The following is a 16726-nucleotide window of genomic DNA, read 5'->3' as shown; positions in this document are numbered from 1 at the left end:
GATAATCCCATTGAAGGAGCACCGAGAGGCGGGACAGCGCACGTGGCCGACAACAGCAACCTGCTCGCCGAGCAGCGCCGGGCGCTGATCCTCGACGAGGTCCGGCGGCGCGGCGGTGTGCGGGTCAACGAGCTGACCCGGCGGCTGAACGTCTCCGACATGACGATCCGCCGTGACCTGGACGCGCTCGCCAAGCTCGGCACGATCGAGAAGGTGCACGGCGGCGCGGTGCCGGTCGAGGAGGCCCGCACCCACGAGCCGGGCTTCGAGGCGAAGTCGGCGCTGGAGCTGTCCGCCAAGGAGGAGATCGCCCGGGCGGCGTCCTGCCTGGTGGCGCCCGGCAGCGCGATCGCGCTCTCCGGCGGCACCACCACCTTCGCGCTCGCCCAGCACCTCACGTCGGTCGGGCAGTTGACGGTGGTGACCAACTCGGTGCGGGTGGCCGACGTGTTCGAGCGGGCCCAGCGGCAGGGCGAGGCGGTGGGCACCACCGTGGTGCTGACCGGCGGGGTGCGCACCCCCTCGGACTCGCTGGTCGGCCCGGTGGCCGACCGGGCGATCCGCTCGCTCCACTTCGACCTGCTCTTCCTCGGCACCCACGGCCTCTCCCCGGAGGCGGGCCTGTCCACCCCGAACCTGGCCGAGGCGGAGACCAACCGGAACTTCGTGGCCTCGGCCCGCCGGGTGGTGGCGGTGGCCGACCACACCAAGTGGGGCGTGGTCGGCCTGTCGACCTTCGCCGAACTGGCCGAGGTGGACACCTGGGTGACCGACGCGGCGCTGCCCGCCGAGGCGGCCGAGGCGGCGCGGGAGCACGTGCGCGAGCTGCTCCTGGCCCCGGCCGGCGACCGTCCCGACCGGGCTGGTCAGGCCAGGTCGATCCCGTAGTACTTCAGCTCCTCGTCCTGGTGGGTGAAGGTCAGGCCGCAGGCCTCCATCACCCGCTGGGACGGGGTGTTGCCGAGGTCGGTGTCGCCGATCAGGCGCTTGACGCCCCAGCCGGGCGCGGCCGCCAGGATGCCGCGCAGCGCCTCGCTCGCGTAGCCCTGGCCGCGCACCGACTCGGACAGGCCGTAGCCGATGGTGGCGGTGCCGTGCTCGTCGGGCGCCCCGTGGAAACCGATGCCGCCGATCGCCGCGCCGTCCGAGCGCCGACGGATCTCCCAGCCGCCGAACGGCTGGCGGGCGCCGTGGTTCGCGGCCCGCTTGGCGAACATGCCGGCGCCCACCCGCTCGCCCGCGCTCGGGTAGTCGGCGGCCCAGTTGTCGCCGGGCTCCGCCTGGCCCGCTGCCACCCGCTCGGCCTCGGCGACGGTGAAGGGGTGCAGGATCAGACGGTCGGTCAGCAGATCATTCATGTCCGGTGAATATCACACCGCGCTCTGCTCCGACCAGGGGTTTCCCGCCAGGAACGCCTCCAGCGCGCGCTGGTAGGGGGCGATGTCCAGCCCCTGCGCGGCCAGCCAGGAGTCCGCGTAGTACTTGTCCAGGTAGCGGTCGCCCGGGTCGCAGATGAGCGTGACCACGCTGCCGCGCTCGCCGCGCTCGCGCATCTCGGCCACGATCCGCAGCGCGCTCCACAGCCCGGTCCCGCTGGAGGCGCCCGCCCGCTTGCCGAGCACCCGCTCCAGCACCCGGATCCCCGCGATCGACGCGGCGTCGGGGACCTTCATCATCCGGTCGATCGCGCCGGGCACGAAGCTGGGCTCCATCCGCTGGCGGCCGATCCCCTCGATCCGCGAGCCGCTCTCGCAGGTGGCCCCGGCGTCGTGGTCGAGCCAGCCGTCGAAGAAGCAGGAGTTCTCCGGGTCGGCGACGCAGATCCGGGTGTCGTACTGCTGGTAGCGCACGTACCGGGCGATGGTGGCCGAGGTGCCGCCGGTACCGGCGGTGGCCACGATCCAGGCCGGTTCGGGGTGCGGCTCCAGGCGCAGCTGGGCGAAGACCGACTCGGCGATGTTGTTGTTGCCGCGCCAGTCGGTGGCCCGCTCGGCGTAGGTGAACTGGTCCATGTAGTGGCCGCCGGTCTCGGCCGCGAGCCGGGCGGAGACCTCGTAGACCTCGCTCGGGTCGTCCACCAGGTGGCAGCTGCCGCCGTGCAGCTGGATCAGGTCGATCTTGGCCTGGCTGGTGGTCTTGGCCATCACCGCGATGAACGGCACGCCGATCAGCTTGGCGAAGTAGGCCTCCGAGACCGCGGTGGAGCCGCTGGAGGCCTCGATCACCGGCTTGCCGGGCCGGATCCAGCCGTTGCACAGCCCGTAGAGGAAGAGCGAGCGGGCCAGCCGGTGCTTGAGGCTGCCGGTGGGGTGGGTCGACTCGTCCTTGAGGTAGAGGTCGATGCCCCACTGCGGCGGCAGCGGGAAGCGCAGCAGGTGGGTGTCGGCCGAGCGGTTGGCGTCGGCCTGCACCCGACGGACCGCCTCCTTGAGCCAGCCGCGGTAGTCGGCGTCGGAGCGGTCCACGTCCACGGTGCTGGTGAGTGTCACTGCCATGCATCGATTGTAACGGAAAGTAATCATTTTGAGAGGTCCAGGTTCCGCTTATCGGGCCCCCGGAGTGGTCCGGGGGCCCGGCTGGCGGACGTCTCAGGTGTGGTCGGACCCGGTGTCGCCCGGCCCGCGTTCGATCAACACCGCACGCCGGGCGCGGTATTCGTCCTCGTCGATCTCGCCGCGCGCATAGCGCTCACCGAGCACGGCCAGCGGCGACTGCAGGGGGCCCGCGGCGCCGAAACGACCGGCGGGGCCGAAGGAGCCGACCGGGCCGCCGTAGCAGCCGCGCCGCCAGAGGGTGCGACGCAGCGTCACGAAGACCAGCACCAGGAAGGCCAGCCAGAGCAGTGGGAAGATCACGAACCACGGGCCCCCGTGCCAGTGGTCACCGGCCAGCAGGCCGGTCGCGAAGGTGTGCATCAGGATCCATCTCCTCGGGTGCGACCCGGGCGTCACCGGGTCCGTCCCTGTGAGCCTCCCGCGCACCGGTCCCCGGCGCGTCCTGCCGGCGGCGGCACCCTGCCTACCGCCCGTGGAGTAGCCGGCGGCGCGGCGACTACTCCACGGCGATGGGGATGCGGCACGGCCGCCGGTCCTCGGACGAGGAACGGCGGCCGCGGCGGCGGGAGGGCTCAGCTCTTCAGGTGCTCAGCTCTTCAGGTGCTCAGGGTTCAGGTGCTCAGGGGTTCGAGCTCAGTGGTTCGAGCGCTCAGTGCCAGGTCCAGCTCTGGTTGGTCCAGCCGTTGCAGGACCACAGCTGGACCTTGGCACCATTGGCGGGAATGGTGTTGGTGTCGCCGTCCAGGCACTGGCCCTTGTCCGCGTTCCTCAGCGTGCTGCCGTTCCAGATCCAGGTCTGGTTGCTCCAGCCGTTGCAGCCCCAGAGCTGGACCTTGGCGCCGTTGTTGCCGATGGTGTTGGTGTCACCATCCAGACACTGCCATTGGTCGCCGTTCTGGATGGTGTAGTAGCCGGTGGGCTGGCCCGGCGCGGGGGTCCAGTACCAGTTCTGGTTGCTCCAGCCGTTGCAGCCCCAGAGCTGGACCTTCGCACCGTTGTTGCCGATGGTGTTGGTGTCACCATCCAGACACTCGCCACCGTCGTTGTTGGTGAACGCGGTGGTGTGGTAGGTGACGTCGGGCGTCATGGCGTCGTCCGGCCGGGCGTCGCCGACCGCCGGGAGCGCTTGCGTCTGCGAGCCGAGCTCGACGACGTGCTTGCCGGAGGCCGGCCCGGCGGCGTCGCGCACCGCCGGGACGCTGGAGGCGTGCGGGACGGCGGCGTGGGCAGTGGCACCGAGCGCGAGGATGCTCGTCCCGACGGTGAGCGCGAGCATGAACCGGTTGATACGCATGTACTGTCCTCGGATTCGTCGCAGGTCTTGCTCCGTGTACGCCATTACAGGGAATGCGAAGAGCTTCGAGCAAGGGGTTCGAAAATAGAGTGACAGTAAGAAGAAGGGGACGGTGTGCACACAATCAAGCCACCGTCACTCTTTTCTGAGATTCAGTCAGAATGACTTATCCATAGGACGCGTCGGCCACCAGCTGGGGGTCCGCCAGGTACGGCCCCCAGGCCAGCTCCCCGGCGCCCACCAGCCCCGCCCCCCGCAAGGCCGAGGCGACGATCGGGACCTGGTCGCACCGCCCCCACAGGCTGTGCCGGGTGACCGCCGCCGGGAGCCGCTCGGGCGCGGCGGCGAGCAGGTCGCCGTGCAGGCCGCCGAGCACGATCCGGTCGGGGTTGAGGATGTTGGCCAGGCCCGCCAGCCCCAGGGCGAGCCGGTCCACCACCTTGTCCACGGCCGCGCGGGCGAGGGGGTCGTGCGCGGCGGCCCGCGCGAGCTCCTGGGCCTGGTCGAGCAGCGGGCGGGCCGGGTCCGGGGTGCGGCCGGCGGCGGCGAGCAGCGCCTGGGGGTCGGCCTCCACATTGAGGCAGCCGCGGTTGCCGCAGGGGCACGGGCGGCCCTGCGGATCCACCGTCAGATGGCCGACCTCCAGGGCGAGCCCGGCGCTACCGGTGTGCAGCCGGCCGTCCACCACCAGCGCGCCGCCGACACCCAGGTGGCCGGAGGTGACCAGCAGCAGGTGCCGGGCGTCGCGACCGGCGCCGTGGCGGTGCTCGGCAAGGGCGACGAGGTTGGCGTCGTTGCCGACCGCGGTGGGCAACGGGCGGCGGGCCGAGGGGCCCAGGTCCTGGGCGGCGATCGCGTCGGCGAACAGCTCCGCCGCCGGGGTGTCGCCGGGCCAGCCGAAGATCAGCGCGGCCGGCGCGGTCCCCCGCGGCTCGCGCACCGGGTTGGGCAGCGCGAGCGCGGCGCCCAGGCAGCGGCGGCGGTCGGCACGGACCAGCGCGGCGCCGGCGGTGGCGATGGCGGTCAGCAGTGTGGCCGGATCGGTGCGGTCGGGCACCGGGTGGTGCGCCCGCTCGCCCAGCGCGCCGCCGAGTCCGACCAGCGCCACCGACAGGCGGTCGGCGTGCAGTTGGGCGGCGAGCACCACCGGTCCGTCGGCGGCCGGGCCGAGCCGGTGCGAGGGCCGCCCGCGGCTGCTGCCGATCGGGTGCTGGTCGACGGTCACCAGGCCGAGCGCGGCCAGCTCGCCGGCGACGGCGCCGGCCGTGGCCCGGGTGACGCCGAGGGCGCTGGTCAGTGCGGAGCGGGTGGGCGCGCGACCGGTGTGGATGAGCTCCAGGGCCGGGCCGAGCAGGCTGCGGCCCCGGTCGGGGGCGCGGCGGTGGGCGGGTTCGCCGAGTCTTGTCGGAGTGTGCTGCACTCCTCTATTCTGACTTTGTGCCGCTCCTAAACAAAATAAGTCGCCCCACCACCTCCTCACCCCGCTCCACCGCCTCCCCTGCCGCCTCCCCCCTCGACCGGCCGACCGGTCGCGGCTGGTCCTCCGCCCGGCTGGCACTCACCGCGATCTTCGCCATCGACGGCTTCCTCTTCGCCGCCTGGGTGGTCCGGATCCCCGACATCCGCGCCCAGGTGCACGCCTCGCACACCGCCCTCGGCCTCGCGCTGCTCTGCCTGTCGGCCGGGGCGGTGGCCACCATGCCGGTGATCGGCCGGCTCTGCCTGCGCTTCGGCAGCCGCCCGGTCACCGTGGTCGCGCTCACGGTGCTGAGCGGCGCGGTGCTGCTGCCGTCGCACGCGCACTCCGTGCTCACCCTGGGCGCGGCGCTGCTGCTCTTCGGCGCGGGTTACGGCGCGGCCAACGTCGCGATGAACAGCGCCGCCGTCGAGCTGGTGAGCGAGCTGCGACGCCCCGTCATGCCCAGTTTCCACGCCGGCTACAGCCTGGGCGGCCTGCTCGGCGCGGCCATCGGCGGGCTGCTGGCCGGGCAGCTGACGGCGAGCTGGGCACTGGCCTGCAGCGGGGTGCTCGGGGCGCTGGTCACCGCCGGCGCGGGCGCGGTGCTGCTGCGCGCGGCGCCGAGCGCCCCGCATCGGGCCGAGCGCCGGGCCGAGCGCCGGGCCGGGGCCGCGCCGAGCGGGCGGCTGCTGCCGCAGGCCCGGCTCCTGGTGCTGCTGGTCGGCTGCACCGCGCTGTGCAGCTCCTACGGCGAGGGCTCGCTGGCCGACTGGGCCACCCTGCACCTGACCGACGACGTGCATGCAAGCGCCGCGCTGGCCGCCTTCGGGTACGCCGCCTACGCCTTCGCGATGACCGCCGGGCGGCTGGCCGGCACCTGGCTGGCGATCAGGCTCGGCCCCGCACGGCTGATGACCGCGGGCGGGCTGACCGCCGGCGTCGGGATGCTGATCGCCGCGCTGGTCCCCTCCGTGCCGGCGGTGCTGGGCGGCTTCGTGCTGGTCGGGCTGGGCCTGTCCAACCTGTTCCCGCTCGCCATCGCCAAGGCCGGCGAGACCGGTGGGCCGCAGGGCGTGGCCACCGCCTCCACGCTGGGCTACGCGGGCATGCTGATCGGCCCGCCGGTGATCGGCTTCCTGGCCGACGCGGCGAGCCTGCCGATCGCGCTCACCACGGTCGCGGCGGCCGGCGCCGGGGCCGCCGCGCTCGCCGTGGTGGTGCACCGCCCCGGCCGCCAGGCCCGCGGCCGGGCGGGTACGCTGCCCGGATGACCGTCCAGCAACTGCCCGCCGCCGACCGCACCCCCAGCCCCTGGCGCAACGGCGGCGGTGTCACCCGGGAGGTCGCGGCCGACCCGGCGGGCGCCTGGCGGGTGAGCCTGGCGCTGGTGGCGGCGGACGGGGCGTTCTCGCTCTTCCCGGAGTTCGACCGGGTGCTGACGGTGGTCGAGGGCCCCGGGCTCGAACTGACGGTGGGCGACGCCGCACCGGTCACCGTCGGCCCGCTGCGGCCCTTCGCCTTCTCCGGCGCGCTGCCCACCACCGCCCGCCTGCTGGGCGGCCCGGTCACCGCGCTCAACCTGATGACCCGTCGGCCCGGCGCCACCGTCACCGCGACCCCCGGCGGCGGCGAGCTGCGGCCCGCACCGGGCACCGCGGTGCTGGCGCTGACCCTGGCCGGCCAGGACGCGGTGCTGGTCACGCATCCCTCGACGGCCCCGGGCCCGGCCGGTCCCGGCGTGCTGATCACGCTCTGAGACCCCCGGGCGGGGCGAGCCGCACCGGCGCCGTCGTGCCGGCACGCTCAAGGTCGACCAGGCCGACTTCCGACGCCCCAGCACCAGCCCCCGGCCCCGGCCGCCGTGCCATGAAGACGTCGACCTCGTCCGCGCGCTCGGCCACGAAGCCGAAGCGCTCGTAGAGCCGCCGGGCGGGGCTGCCCCGGAGCACGTTGAGCCGCACCGTCCAGCCGCGCTCGTCCGCCCGCGCGAGCAGGGTGCGCAGCACCGCGCTGCCCAGCCCGCGGCCCTGGACGGCCGGGTCCAGGTAGAAGTGCTCCAGCCAGTGACCGTCCGCCGCCGGGCGCAGCGCCACGCACCCGGCGAAGGCGCCGGCGGCCAGCACCACCGAGGTGTGCTCGGGCTGGTAGGCGTCCCGCAGGCGCTGGCGGACCCGCTCGGGGTCGTAGCGGCCGAGGCGCTCCAGGTCGGCGCGCATCACCACCGCGCGCAGCTCGACGAGCGGTTCGAGGTCGTCGGCGGTGGCGGGACGCAGGCGAAGGCCTGCCGAGGGCCGGCTCACGGTGTCGGCTGCCGTCATCGCAGGAGTCCTCAGCCTTCGGTCGGCGGACGCAGGTCCCAGCCCACCAGCGCCCGCAGCTGCTCGGCGGTCACGCCGTCCGGCAGCGGCCTCGGCGGGTCGTTGCGGAACGGCGGCTGCCAGCCCTCCACCTCGCTGAAGCTGCGCACCACGCGGGCGGGCGCGCCGGCCACCACGCTGTGGTCGGGCACCTCGCCGCGCACCACCGAGCCCGCCGCGACCACCACGTTGCGTCCCAGCCGGGCACCCGGCAGGATCACCGCGCCGGTGCCGATCCAGCTGCCCGAGCCGATCTCCACCGGCTCGTTGCGCGGCCACTGCTTGCCGATCGGCAGCGTGGTGTCGCGGTACTCGTGGGCCTGGTCGCTGATGTAGACGTTCGGTCCGGTCCACACGTCGTCGCCGAGCACGATCGACTGGTGCCCCACCAGGTGGCTGCCGCGGCCGATCACGCAGCCGCCGCCGATGGTGATCACCGGCTCGGGGCCGAGGTCGAGCCCGGGCAGGAAGCCCGCCGACATGGTGACCCGCTCGCCGATGATGCAGAACGGCCCGATCGCTATCGACTGCTCGTTGAAGACGGTGCCGAGCGGAAAGGCCAGCTTGCTGCCGTCGCCGAGGGTGTGGAACCGGTAGGGCCCGGGGTTCTGGTTGGAGACCGCGCCGCACTCCTGCACCCAGCGCCAGCCCTGGTGCACGGCCCGCCCGGCGGCGCGGCGGGCCCGGGAGCGGACGGAGGCGAGCAGGGCGGCGGCGTTCGGCATGCGCACACCGTAGCCGCCGCCCACCGGCCGCGGACCGCCGGGGCGATCAAGGTCACACGGACCGGACCCGCCCTACGGCGCGTCGACCGCCCACGGCGCCGGGCGGCGCTCCAGGAAGGCCTTCATGCCCTGCTGCGCCTCGGCGGAGCCGAACAGCCGGGCGGACTGCTCGACCCGGGCGTCCGCGTCCTGCTCGAAGGAGCGCACCACCTCGGCGTTGACCAGCCGCTTGGACTCCGCGAGCCCCTGCGGGGAGGCCAGCCGCAGCGCCGCCAGCACCTCGGCCAGCGCCTTGGCGGCCTCGTCGACCTCGGCGGCGGCCACCGTGACCAGGCCGATCCGGGCCGCCTCGACGGGGCCGAAGGTCTCGCCGGTCAGGTAGTAGCGGGCGGCCGCACGCGGCTCCAGCTTGGGGCGCAGCGGCAGCGAGATGACGGCGGGGGCCAGCCCGAGGCGCACCTCGGTGAAGGCGAAGGTGGTCGCGGGCCCGGCGATCACCAGGTCCGCGGCGCCGAGCAGGCCCAGCCCGCCCGCCCTGACGTGGCCGTTGACGTAGGCGATCACCGGCTTGGGGCAGTCCACGATGGCGCGCTGGATGTCCACCAGCCCGCGCGGACCGACCGTGGGGTCGGCGCCGGTGGCCTCGGACAGGTCCGCGCCCGCGCAGAACACCGTGCCGGTGTGGCCGAGCACCACGGCCCGCACCGCCGGGTCGGCGGCGGCCTGCTCCAGCCCCTGCGCCAGCTCGGCCATCAGCCGGGTGGACAGCGCGTTGCGGTTGTGCGGGGAGTCGAGCTCCAGGGTGGTGACGGCACCGGCCGTGCTGACGCGGACGAAGGGTGCTGCGCTGGTCATCGGGTGGGACCTGCTTTCCGGTATCCGACAGGCGATCTGAGGGTGGATCGCTCGGGCTGGGAAGACTCTGGCACGCCGGACCCGGCGATCACCAGACCCGCCCCGGCCCACCGCGCTCGATCGGGTCACCCGGCGGCCCGCTCGCCGGCTCTCACCCGGCGACGCGCTGCGACCAGCGGGCGACCGGCCCCATCGCCGCCCCCGCGGCGGCGAAGAGGGCACCGAAGGCGAGCCAGCCGAGCGGCCCGTGGCCGACCACGCCCAGGGTGATCAGCGCGGGTCCGGCCATCAGGGCGGCGGCCATGCCGGCGTTGTAGACGCCCTGGTAGGCGCCGGCCGCGCGGTCCCCCGCCAGGTCGTAGCTGAGCGCCCAGCCGCCGGCCTGGGTGAGCACCTCGCCGCCGCCCTCGATCACCACGCCGAGCACCAGCACCACCGAGGCGAGCACCGCCGGCAGCCCGTGCGCCAGCCCGACCACCGCACAGCCCGCGCCCAGCAGCAGCCCGCCGCGCAGGCAGGCCCGGGCCGCCAGGCGCGGCTCCTCGGTGCCCTTGGTCGCGCGGACCTGGAAGAGCACCACCAGCACGGTGTTGACGATCATGACGGCGGCGACCAGGAAGCGCGGCGCGTGGGTGTCGCGCACGACCCACAGCGGGATGCCGATCTCCAGCATCGCGAACTGCAGGGTGAGCACGGCGTTCAGGCCGGTGAGGGCGAGGAACGGCAGGTCGCGCAGCGCGGGGTTGCGGCGCTCGGCCCTGGGTGCGGCGGCGGCCTCGTCGGCCGCGGCCGCGGCGGCGGCCGAGCGCCCGGGCAGCCGCCGCAGGACGAGCGCCACCAGCACGAAGCTGAGCGCGTCGGCGAGCACCGTCGCCTGGTAGGCGGCCCGGCTGTCGAGCTGCAGCGTCACGCCGGCCAGCACCGAGCCCAGGCCCATCGCCACGTTGGTGACCGCCCGCAGGTAGGCGCGGCCGGCCACCCGCTGATCGGCGGTCAGCACCTCGGCGTAGAGCGCGCTGCGGGTGGTGGTGGTACCCCGGTCGACCGCGGTCACCACGCAGGCGAGCAGCGCGAAGGCGGCCAGGCCGTGCACAAGGGTGTAGCCGATGGTCCCCACTCCCTCGGCGGCCACCAGCGCGATCAGCACCCGCTTGCTGCCCCAGCGGTCGGCGGCCCGCCCGGCCGGGATGCTGGCCGCCACCCCGCACAGCCCGGCCACCGTCAGCACCACGCCGACCTGGCCGACGCCGTAGCCGAGGATCCGGGTGAAGTAGAGCGCGCTGACCGTGTAGAACAGGCCGTTGCCGAACGCGTTGACCAGCGTGGTCCAGCTCAGCAGCCGCATGACCGGATCGCCCGGCAACAGGCGGCCACGGGGGCGGATGGTGCTCGCCGGCGCGGCGGCCGAGGTTGTCGTCGTCATGACACGATCTCAGCCCACGGTCCGTACTCTTCGGTATTGATTTAGCTCCAGCCTGAAGCGAAGGGTCGCTATGTACCGGTTCCACCTCGGCCTGGCGGATCTGGCCGCGGTCTCCTTCGCCTGCTCACCGCTCCAGGAGACGGTGCTGAGCCTGCGGATGTGGACGCACCCGGCGAGCTACCCGGCGCAGCAGGCGTGGTTCCGCCGGCTGCGGCCGGACTTCGAGCAGTTGGAGAGCCGCCAGCTGCTGTGCTCGCTGATCGCGGGCAACCGGTACGTCGCCGACTTCCTGACCCCGCGGCCGGCCGGCCCCGCCCCCAGCTTCCGGTCCGAGCTGGGCGTGCTGCGGGCCACCGACCCGGCCACCCTGCGGGTCGAGCTGGAGCGCGCCTTCCTGCCGCACGACGGCCGGCTGCCGACGCCGCTGGCCGAGCGGCTGGCCGAGCCCGCCCGGCTGCTGGAGGAGATCTGCCTGGCGCTGGAGGAGTACTGGGAGAACTGCCTGGCCCCGCACTGGTGGCCGCGCGCCCGCTCGGTGCTGGAGGCCGACATCGTGCACCGTGCCCGGACCCTGGCCCAGCACGGCGTGGGCGTGCTGCTGACCGAGCTGGACCAGCGGCTGCGCTGGGGGGACGGGGTGCTGACGATCGACCGCGGCTGGGGCCGCGGGCGGGACGTCGCCGGCCGGGACATCCGGGTCGACCAGCGCGGCCTGGTCTTCACCCCGAGCTGCTTCATCCGCTCGGCCAACACCTTCATCAGCGACCAGTACCCGCCCGCCATCGCCTACCCCGCCCGCGGCCAGGGCTCGATGGCAGGCGCGCTGGACCGGCCGAGCACCTCGCGCGCGCTGGAGCAGCTGCTCGGCGCGCCCAAGGCCCGCCTGCTCGCCCTGCTGCACGAGCCCGTCTCCACCACCGAGTTGGCGCTGCGACTGGGCGTCACCCCGGGCGCGGTCAGCCAGCACCTGGCGGTGCTGCTGGCCACCCGGCTGGTCAGCCGGGCCCGGCACGGCCGCTCGGTGCTCTACCTGCGCACCGCGCTGGGCGACGAACTGGCCGGCTGACCGGTCCACCGGACACGGCCTAGCCCAGCCAGCCCGGCCGGACCAGCCCGCTCTCATAGGCCAGCACCACCAGCTGCGCCCGGTCGCGCACCCCCGACTTGACCATCGCCCGGCTCACATGGGTCTTGGCGGTGAGCGGGCTGACCACCAGGCGGCGGGCGATCTCGTCGTTGGAGAGCCCCATCCCGACCAGCGTCAGCACCTCCCGCTCGCGCTCCGTCAGCAGCGCGAGCCCGGGTGCGCCCGGCCGCCCGGGTGCCTTGGAGCGGGCCGCGAACTCGCCGATCAGCCGGCGGGTCACCCCGGGCGAGAGCAGCGCGTCGCCGCCCGCCACCACCCGCACCGCGCGCAGCAGATCGGCCGGCTCGGTGTCCTTGACCAGGAACCCGGCCGCCCCGCCGCGCAGCGCCTCGAAGACGTACTCGTCCAGCTCGAAGGTGGTCAGCACCACCACCCTGACCCCGGCCAGGTCGGGCCTGGCGCAGATCTGCCGGGTGGCCTCCAGCCCGTCCAGGCCGGGCATCCGGATGTCCATCAGCACCACGTCGGGGCGCAGTTCGGCGGCCAGCGCCACCGCCGCCGCGCCGTCGTCCGCCTCGCCCACCACCTCGATGTCGCCCTGCGCGTCCAGCAGCGCCCGAAAGCCCGCCCGGACCAGCACCTGGTCGTCCGCCAGCAGCACCCGGATCATCGCGCCTCCCGCGCACTCGTTGCGACCGAGCCCTCGCCGCGCGTCGGGAGCAGGGCCCGCACCCGGAACCCGCCCTCGCGCGGCCCCGCCGTGAGCGTGCCACCGAGGGCGGCGGCCCGCTCGCGCATCCCGGCCAGCCCGTTGCCGCCGCCGGCCGGCTCCCCGGCCTCGGGCGCGGCGGCCGGGCCCGGGTCGTCCACCTGCACGGTCAGCGCGTCGGGCTCGCTCCAGTCCAGCAGCACCTCGGCCCGGCGCGCGGCCGAGTGCCGGATCACGTTGGTCAGCGCCTCCTGGACGACCCGGAAGGCGGCCAGCCCCACCCCGGCGGGCAGCTCCCGGGGCCCGCCCACCGTGCGCACGGTGACGGTCAGCCCGGCGTGCGCGGCCTGCTCGGTCAGCTCGGTCAGCCGGTCCAGGCCCGGGGCCGGTCGGCGCGGCGCCGCGTCGCCGGGCCCGCGCAGCGTGCCGAGCACCTGGCGGACCTCGCCCAGCGCCTCCTTGCTGGCCGCCTTGATGGTGACCAGCGCGGCCCTGGCCTGCTCGGGCCGGTCGTCGATCAGCTCCAGCGCCACCCCGGCCTGGAGATGGATCAGCGAAATGCTGTGCGCCAGGATGTCGTGCAGCTCGCGGGCCATCCGCAGGCGTTCCTCGTCCGCCCGGCGCCGGGCGGCGGCCTGCCGGGCGGCGTGGCGCGCGGCGGCCTGCTCGTGGCGGATCCGCAGCAGCTCGGCGACGGCGGCCAGCAGCAGCGCGACCAGGCCGAGCCCGAACTCCGGCCAGCCGCCGCCCCCGGCGCCCGCCCCGCGCAGCCAGCCGTGCGGCACCGCGAAGGCGAGCAGCAGGTGGCCGCCGTAGAGGGCGAGCAGGCTCAGCACGGCCGCCCGCCGGTGCCCGCTCCACACCGCCACGCAGTAGGCGACCACGAAGCTGGCGAAGACCGGACCGTAGGGGTAGCCGGCCGCCAGGTAGACCAGCGTCACCGCGGCGGTGCCGGCCACCACCGCCACCGGCCGCCGCCGGCGCAGCACCAGCAGCACCGGGCCGGCCACCAGCAGCAGGTAGCCGAACGCGTCCAGCGGCACCCGCCCGGAGGCCTGGTGCCGCCACTCGCCGGCGGTGCCCACCAGCTGGAGCAGGGCGACCAGCGCCGAGGACCGGACCGGCAGACCGCCGCCCGGGCCACCGCCGGGGCCGCGGGCCCACGGCGGTCCGCCGGAGAGCCCCCCGAAGAGGCCCCGGGTACCGCGCTCGCTGCTGCCGGTAGGGCTCATGCCGGAAGGCTAGGCGAGGCGGGCCCCGGCGCACGTCAGCCGACCGGGGTGGTCACCCGTACTCCCCCGGGAGTACGCGGCAGGCACTGCCTACCGCGCGGCCATCGCGGCCAGCCGCCGGGCGGCCCGGTACTGCCGCAGGATCTGGGCGAAGGTGGTGTGTCCCTGGGTGGTCTGGGCGAACGCCCCCCAGGCAGGCTTGATCGTGCAGACCGCCAGGTGGAACAGGTGCGGCCGGCGCTCGAAGGCCGCCAGCATCACCTTGCCGGCCCGCATCTCCACGCCCAGGCCCGCCTTGACCGCGAAGGCGTAGTTCAGGGCCTGGCGGCGCACCTCGCCGGGGCCGTCGGCCTCGGCCACCTGGACGGCCCACTCCCCGGCCAGCCGGCCCGAGCGCAGCGCGTACGAGATGCCCTCGCGGGTCCACGGCTCCAGCAGCCCGGCCGCGTCGCCGGCCACCAGCACCCGGCCGCGGGAGAGCGGCGAGTCCTCGGCCCGGCAGCGGGTCAGGTGGCCGGACTCGACGGCCGGGGTGAAGCCGGCCAGGCCGAGCCGGCGGATGTAGTCCGCCAGGTACTGCTTGGTCAGTTCGCCGTCGCCGCGTGCCGAGATCACCCCGACGGTCAGCGTGCCGGAGTCGGTCTTCGGGAAGACCCAGCCGTAACTGCCGGGCAGCGGGCCCCAGTCCAGGTGGATCCGGCCCTCCCAGGCCCGCACCACCCGCTCGGGCACCGGGATCTCGGCCTCCAGCCCCAGGTCGATCTGGTCGAAGGTCACCCCGACGTGCCGCCCGATCCGGCTGGCGCTGCCGTCCGCACCGACCACCGCGCGCGCCTGCACCGCGCGCCCGTCGGCCAGGGTCACGGCCACCGTGCGGCGGTCCGCACCGCCCTGCTGCTCCACGCCGGTGACGGTCACCCCGGTCACCAGCACCGCGCCGGACTGCTGGGCCGACTCGACCAGGCGCAGGTCGAACTCGCTCCGGTTGACCAGGCCGAAGAGCATCCGCCGGGAGCGGCGGGTGCGGGTGAACCGGCCGTTCAGCGCGAAGGTGACGGCATGCACCCGGTCCTGGAGCGGCAGCTTGAAGTCGGGCGGCAGGCTGTCCCGGGACGGCCCGATGATGCCGCCGCCGCAGGTCTTGTAGCGCGGGTGCTCGGCCTTGTCCAGCAGCAGCACCCGGCGGCCCTGCGCGGCGGCGGCCTGCGCCGCCGAGGCGCCGGCCGGGCCGGCCCCGACCACGACGACGTCCCAGACGCCGTCGAGCGGGTCGGGGGCGGTGTTCTCGGCTTCGGGGTCGGCTTCGGGTTCAGCCGCCACCGGCTCGGCCCGGGCGTCGGGTTCGACGGTCGTCAGGTCGCTGGGCAGGCTCGATTCGGGCGCGGTACCGGAGTCTCTCACGTCGAGTCATCCTATGCGGCGCGGCCCGGCGCACCGCCCTCGCCACCAGCGACAGCCCGGCGCGGCATCGCCGCCCGGGGCTGCGCCTATGCTCGATCGCGCACTGAGCACCGGCATCCGACCGGTGCTCCAGCCGACCGACCAGCCCGACCACGAGCCCGACCACGAGTCCGTCCGACCGACAGACCGACCAGCCTGTCCGACCCGCAGACCGACCGACAGACCGACCAGCCGACGCTTCCGGAGCCCGTTATGACCCAGCCCTCGTCCGATCTCGCCACCGCCGTCCGCGCCCTGATGCCCCGTGCCCACGACGAGCTGGCCGAGCTGGTGGCCTTCCCCTCGATCGCCGACCCCGGGCTCGGGCTGGAGCAGGAGTGCCAGGCGGCCGCCCACTGGGTGGCCGAGGCGCTGCGCGCCGAGGGCCTGACCGGCGTCCGGCTGATCGACACCCCCGACGGCACGCAGTCCGTGTACGGCGAGCTGACCGGGGTGCCCGGCGCGCCGACCGTGCTGCTCTACTCGCACTACGACGTGCAGCCGTCGCTGGACGAGAACGCCTGGACCACCCCGCCGTTCCAGCTCACCGAGCGCGACGGCCGCTGGTACGGACGCGGCGCGGCGGACTGCAAGGGCAACATCCTGATGCACCTGACGGCCCTTCGGGCGCTGCGCGCCAGCGGCGGCCCGCAGCTGCCGGTCAACCTGAAGGTGATCGTGGAGGGCTCCGAGGAGCAGGGCACCGGCGGGATGGAGCAGTACGCGCTGGCCCACCCCGATCTGCTCACCGCGGACGCGATCGTGATCGGCGACGTGGGCAACTTCGCGGCCGGTCTGCCGACCGCCACCGCCTCGCTGCGCGGGATCACCGAGGTGTCGGTGGAGGTCCGCACGCTGGCCGGCAACCTGCACTCGGGCGCCTTCGGCGGCGCCGCCCCCGACGCGCTGGCCGCGCTGCTGAAGATCCTCGCCTCGCTCTACGACGAGCACGGCGCCACCGCGATCGACGGGCTGCCCGCCGACCAGAGCTGGCCCGGCGTCAGCTACCCGGAGGACCGCTTCCGCGCCGACGCCCAGGTCCTGGAGGGCGTGCAGCTGGTCGGCACCGGCGACGTCGCCGACCGGCTCTGGGCCCGCCCGGCCGTCACCGTGGTCGGCATCGACGTGCCTTCGGTGATCGGCTCGACCTCCTCGGTGCAGGCCACGGCGAAGGCCAAGGTCAGCCTGCGGGTGCCGCCCGGCATGTCGACCGGGACGGCGCAGGACGCCCTGGTCGCCCACCTGGAGCAGGCCGCCCCGTGGCAGGTCCAGCTCACCGTCACCCGGCTGCACAGCGGTTCCCCGTTCCTCGCCGAGACCTCGGGCCCGGCCTACGAGGCGCTGGGCGAGGCGATGCGGGAGGCGTACGGGGTGGACATGGTGGTGGCCGGCGAGGGCGGCTCGATCCCGCTCTGCAACACGCTGCGCACGCTCTACCCGCAGGCGGAGATCGTGCTGATCGGCGTGGAGGAGCCGACCACCCAGATCCACGCGGTCAACGAGAGCCTGGACCCGCAGGAGCTGGAGCGGATGGCGCTCTCCGAGGCCCTGTTCCTGCAGCGCTACGCGCAGGCCTGGCAGGGCTGACCG

17 protein-coding genes are annotated in these 16726 nt (G+C 74.7%); 5 read left to right on the top strand and 12 right to left on the bottom strand.

The window, feature by feature from the left end:
- The first annotated feature begins 42 nt into the window (after positions 1–42).
- Positions 43–888, top strand: coding sequence for a DeoR/GlpR family DNA-binding transcription regulator (locus tag OG500_RS31385; protein ID WP_329584933.1), 846 nt, complete (start codon positions 43–45; stop codon positions 886–888).
- On the opposite strand, the gene OG500_RS31380 is transcribed toward OG500_RS31385, so the two are convergent.
- The 5 genes from OG500_RS31380 to OG500_RS31360 form a co-directional block, all read right to left on the bottom strand.
- Positions 867–1358: a GNAT family N-acetyltransferase gene (locus tag OG500_RS31380; protein WP_327070194.1), complete on the bottom strand. Its 492-nt coding sequence runs from the start codon at positions 1356–1358 to the stop codon at positions 867–869. The two genes, OG500_RS31385 and OG500_RS31380, sit on opposite strands and share 22 nt — an antisense overlap.
- 12 nt (positions 1359–1370) lie before the next feature.
- Positions 1371–2495: a PLP-dependent cysteine synthase family protein gene (locus OG500_RS31375; protein ID WP_327070193.1), complete on the bottom strand. Its 1125-nt coding sequence runs from the start codon at positions 2493–2495 to the stop codon at positions 1371–1373.
- A 93-nt stretch (positions 2496–2588) separates the two neighbouring features.
- Complete coding sequence (locus tag OG500_RS31370; RefSeq protein WP_329584928.1) at positions 2589–2915, bottom strand: SHOCT domain-containing protein; 327 nt, start codon at positions 2913–2915, stop codon at positions 2589–2591.
- A gap of 289 nt (positions 2916–3204) precedes the next feature.
- Positions 3205–3849, bottom strand: a complete 645-nt coding sequence (locus OG500_RS31365) for an RICIN domain-containing protein (RefSeq protein ID WP_327070191.1) — start codon at positions 3847–3849, stop codon at positions 3205–3207.
- Between the two features lie 166 nt (positions 3850–4015).
- On the bottom strand, positions 4016–5269 hold the full coding sequence (locus OG500_RS31360; protein WP_329584925.1) for an ROK family protein: 1254 nt from the start codon (positions 5267–5269) through the stop codon (positions 4016–4018).
- A 17-nt stretch (positions 5270–5286) separates the two neighbouring features.
- Here OG500_RS31360 and OG500_RS31355 point away from each other — a divergent pair, with 17 nt between their 5' ends.
- Positions 5287–6579 (top strand): MFS transporter, encoded by a 1293-nt coding sequence (locus OG500_RS31355; protein WP_329584922.1) that lies wholly within the window; start codon positions 5287–5289, stop codon positions 6577–6579.
- A complete protein-coding gene (locus OG500_RS31350; RefSeq protein ID WP_327070188.1) occupies positions 6576–7064 on the top strand; it encodes a HutD/Ves family protein in 489 nt (162 codons plus the stop codon). Before OG500_RS31355 ends, OG500_RS31350 begins: the two co-directional genes overlap by 4 nt.
- Here the strand turns inward: OG500_RS31350 and OG500_RS31345 are convergent.
- The 4 genes from OG500_RS31345 to OG500_RS31330 all read right to left on the bottom strand — a co-directional run bounded on the left by OG500_RS31345 (position 7054) and on the right by OG500_RS31330 (position 10668).
- On the bottom strand, positions 7054–7626 hold the full coding sequence (locus tag OG500_RS31345; RefSeq protein WP_329584919.1) for a GNAT family N-acetyltransferase: 573 nt from the start codon (positions 7624–7626) through the stop codon (positions 7054–7056). The genes OG500_RS31350 and OG500_RS31345 overlap by 11 nt on opposite strands.
- 11 nt (positions 7627–7637) lie before the next feature.
- Positions 7638–8390, bottom strand: coding sequence for an acyltransferase (locus OG500_RS31340; protein WP_327070186.1), 753 nt, complete (start codon positions 8388–8390; stop codon positions 7638–7640).
- Between the two features lie 72 nt (positions 8391–8462).
- Positions 8463–9245 carry an enoyl-CoA hydratase family protein gene (locus tag OG500_RS31335; protein WP_327070185.1) on the bottom strand — a complete coding sequence of 261 codons (783 nt, stop codon included), beginning with the start codon at positions 9243–9245 and terminating at the stop codon, positions 8463–8465.
- A 151-nt stretch (positions 9246–9396) separates the two neighbouring features.
- Positions 9397–10668 (bottom strand): MFS transporter, encoded by a 1272-nt coding sequence (locus tag OG500_RS31330; protein WP_329584916.1) that lies wholly within the window; start codon positions 10666–10668, stop codon positions 9397–9399.
- Positions 10669–10738: 70 nt separating this feature from the next.
- Between OG500_RS31330 and OG500_RS31325 the strand changes: the two genes are divergently transcribed.
- Positions 10739–11734, top strand: a complete 996-nt coding sequence (locus OG500_RS31325; RefSeq protein WP_329584913.1) for an ArsR/SmtB family transcription factor — start codon at positions 10739–10741, stop codon at positions 11732–11734.
- A gap of 19 nt (positions 11735–11753) precedes the next feature.
- Here OG500_RS31325 and OG500_RS31320 read toward each other — a convergent pair whose 3' ends face one another.
- The 3 genes from OG500_RS31320 to OG500_RS31310 form a co-directional block, all read right to left on the bottom strand.
- On the bottom strand, positions 11754–12425 hold the full coding sequence (locus OG500_RS31320; RefSeq protein ID WP_327070182.1) for a response regulator transcription factor: 672 nt from the start codon (positions 12423–12425) through the stop codon (positions 11754–11756).
- Entirely contained in the window at positions 12422–13696 is a 1275-nt protein-coding gene (locus tag OG500_RS31315) for a sensor histidine kinase (protein ID WP_329584911.1), read from the bottom strand. Before OG500_RS31315 ends, OG500_RS31320 begins: the two co-directional genes overlap by 4 nt.
- Before the next feature lie 90 nt (positions 13697–13786).
- Complete coding sequence (locus OG500_RS31310) at positions 13787–15016, bottom strand: geranylgeranyl reductase family protein (protein ID WP_442789375.1); 1230 nt, start codon at positions 15014–15016, stop codon at positions 13787–13789.
- Positions 15017–15349: 333 nt separating this feature from the next.
- Here OG500_RS31310 and OG500_RS31305 point away from each other — a divergent pair, with 333 nt between their 5' ends.
- Positions 15350–16723, top strand: coding sequence for a dipeptidase (locus OG500_RS31305; protein WP_329584907.1), 1374 nt, complete (start codon positions 15350–15352; stop codon positions 16721–16723).
- The last annotated feature ends 3 nt before the right edge of the window (positions 16724–16726 follow it).

The sequence above is a fragment of the Kitasatospora sp. NBC_01250 genome (genome assembly GCF_036226465.1).
Classification (GTDB): domain Bacteria; phylum Actinomycetota; class Actinomycetes; order Streptomycetales; family Streptomycetaceae; genus Kitasatospora.
This window is presented reverse-complemented; position numbering and strand designations above follow the sequence as displayed.

Coding starts and splice junctions, on each gene's coding strand:
- OG500_RS31380 (WP_327070194.1), bottom strand. CDS start 1,358: ATGAATGATCTGCTGACCGACCGTCTGATCCTGCACCCCTTCACCGTC.
- OG500_RS31375 (WP_327070193.1), bottom strand. CDS start 2,495: ATGGCAGTGACACTCACCAGCACCGTGGACGTGGACCGCTCCGACGCC.
- OG500_RS31370 (WP_329584928.1), bottom strand. CDS start 2,915: ATGCACACCTTCGCGACCGGCCTGCTGGCCGGTGACCACTGGCACGGG.
- OG500_RS31365 (WP_327070191.1), bottom strand. CDS start 3,849: ATGCGTATCAACCGGTTCATGCTCGCGCTCACCGTCGGGACGAGCATC.
- OG500_RS31350 (WP_327070188.1), top strand. CDS start 6,576: ATGACCGTCCAGCAACTGCCCGCCGCCGACCGCACCCCCAGCCCCTGG.
- OG500_RS31345 (WP_329584919.1), bottom strand. CDS start 7,626: ATGACGGCAGCCGACACCGTGAGCCGGCCCTCGGCAGGCCTTCGCCTG.
- OG500_RS31340 (WP_327070186.1), bottom strand. CDS start 8,390: ATGCCGAACGCCGCCGCCCTGCTCGCCTCCGTCCGCTCCCGGGCCCGC.
- OG500_RS31335 (WP_327070185.1), bottom strand. CDS start 9,245: ATGACCAGCGCAGCACCCTTCGTCCGCGTCAGCACGGCCGGTGCCGTC.
- OG500_RS31330 (WP_329584916.1), bottom strand. CDS start 10,668: ATGACGACGACAACCTCGGCCGCCGCGCCGGCGAGCACCATCCGCCCC.
- OG500_RS31325 (WP_329584913.1), top strand. CDS start 10,739: ATGTACCGGTTCCACCTCGGCCTGGCGGATCTGGCCGCGGTCTCCTTC.
- OG500_RS31320 (WP_327070182.1), bottom strand. CDS start 12,425: ATGATCCGGGTGCTGCTGGCGGACGACCAGGTGCTGGTCCGGGCGGGC.
- OG500_RS31315 (WP_329584911.1), bottom strand. CDS start 13,696: ATGAGCCCTACCGGCAGCAGCGAGCGCGGTACCCGGGGCCTCTTCGGG.
- OG500_RS31305 (WP_329584907.1), top strand. CDS start 15,350: ATGACCCAGCCCTCGTCCGATCTCGCCACCGCCGTCCGCGCCCTGATG.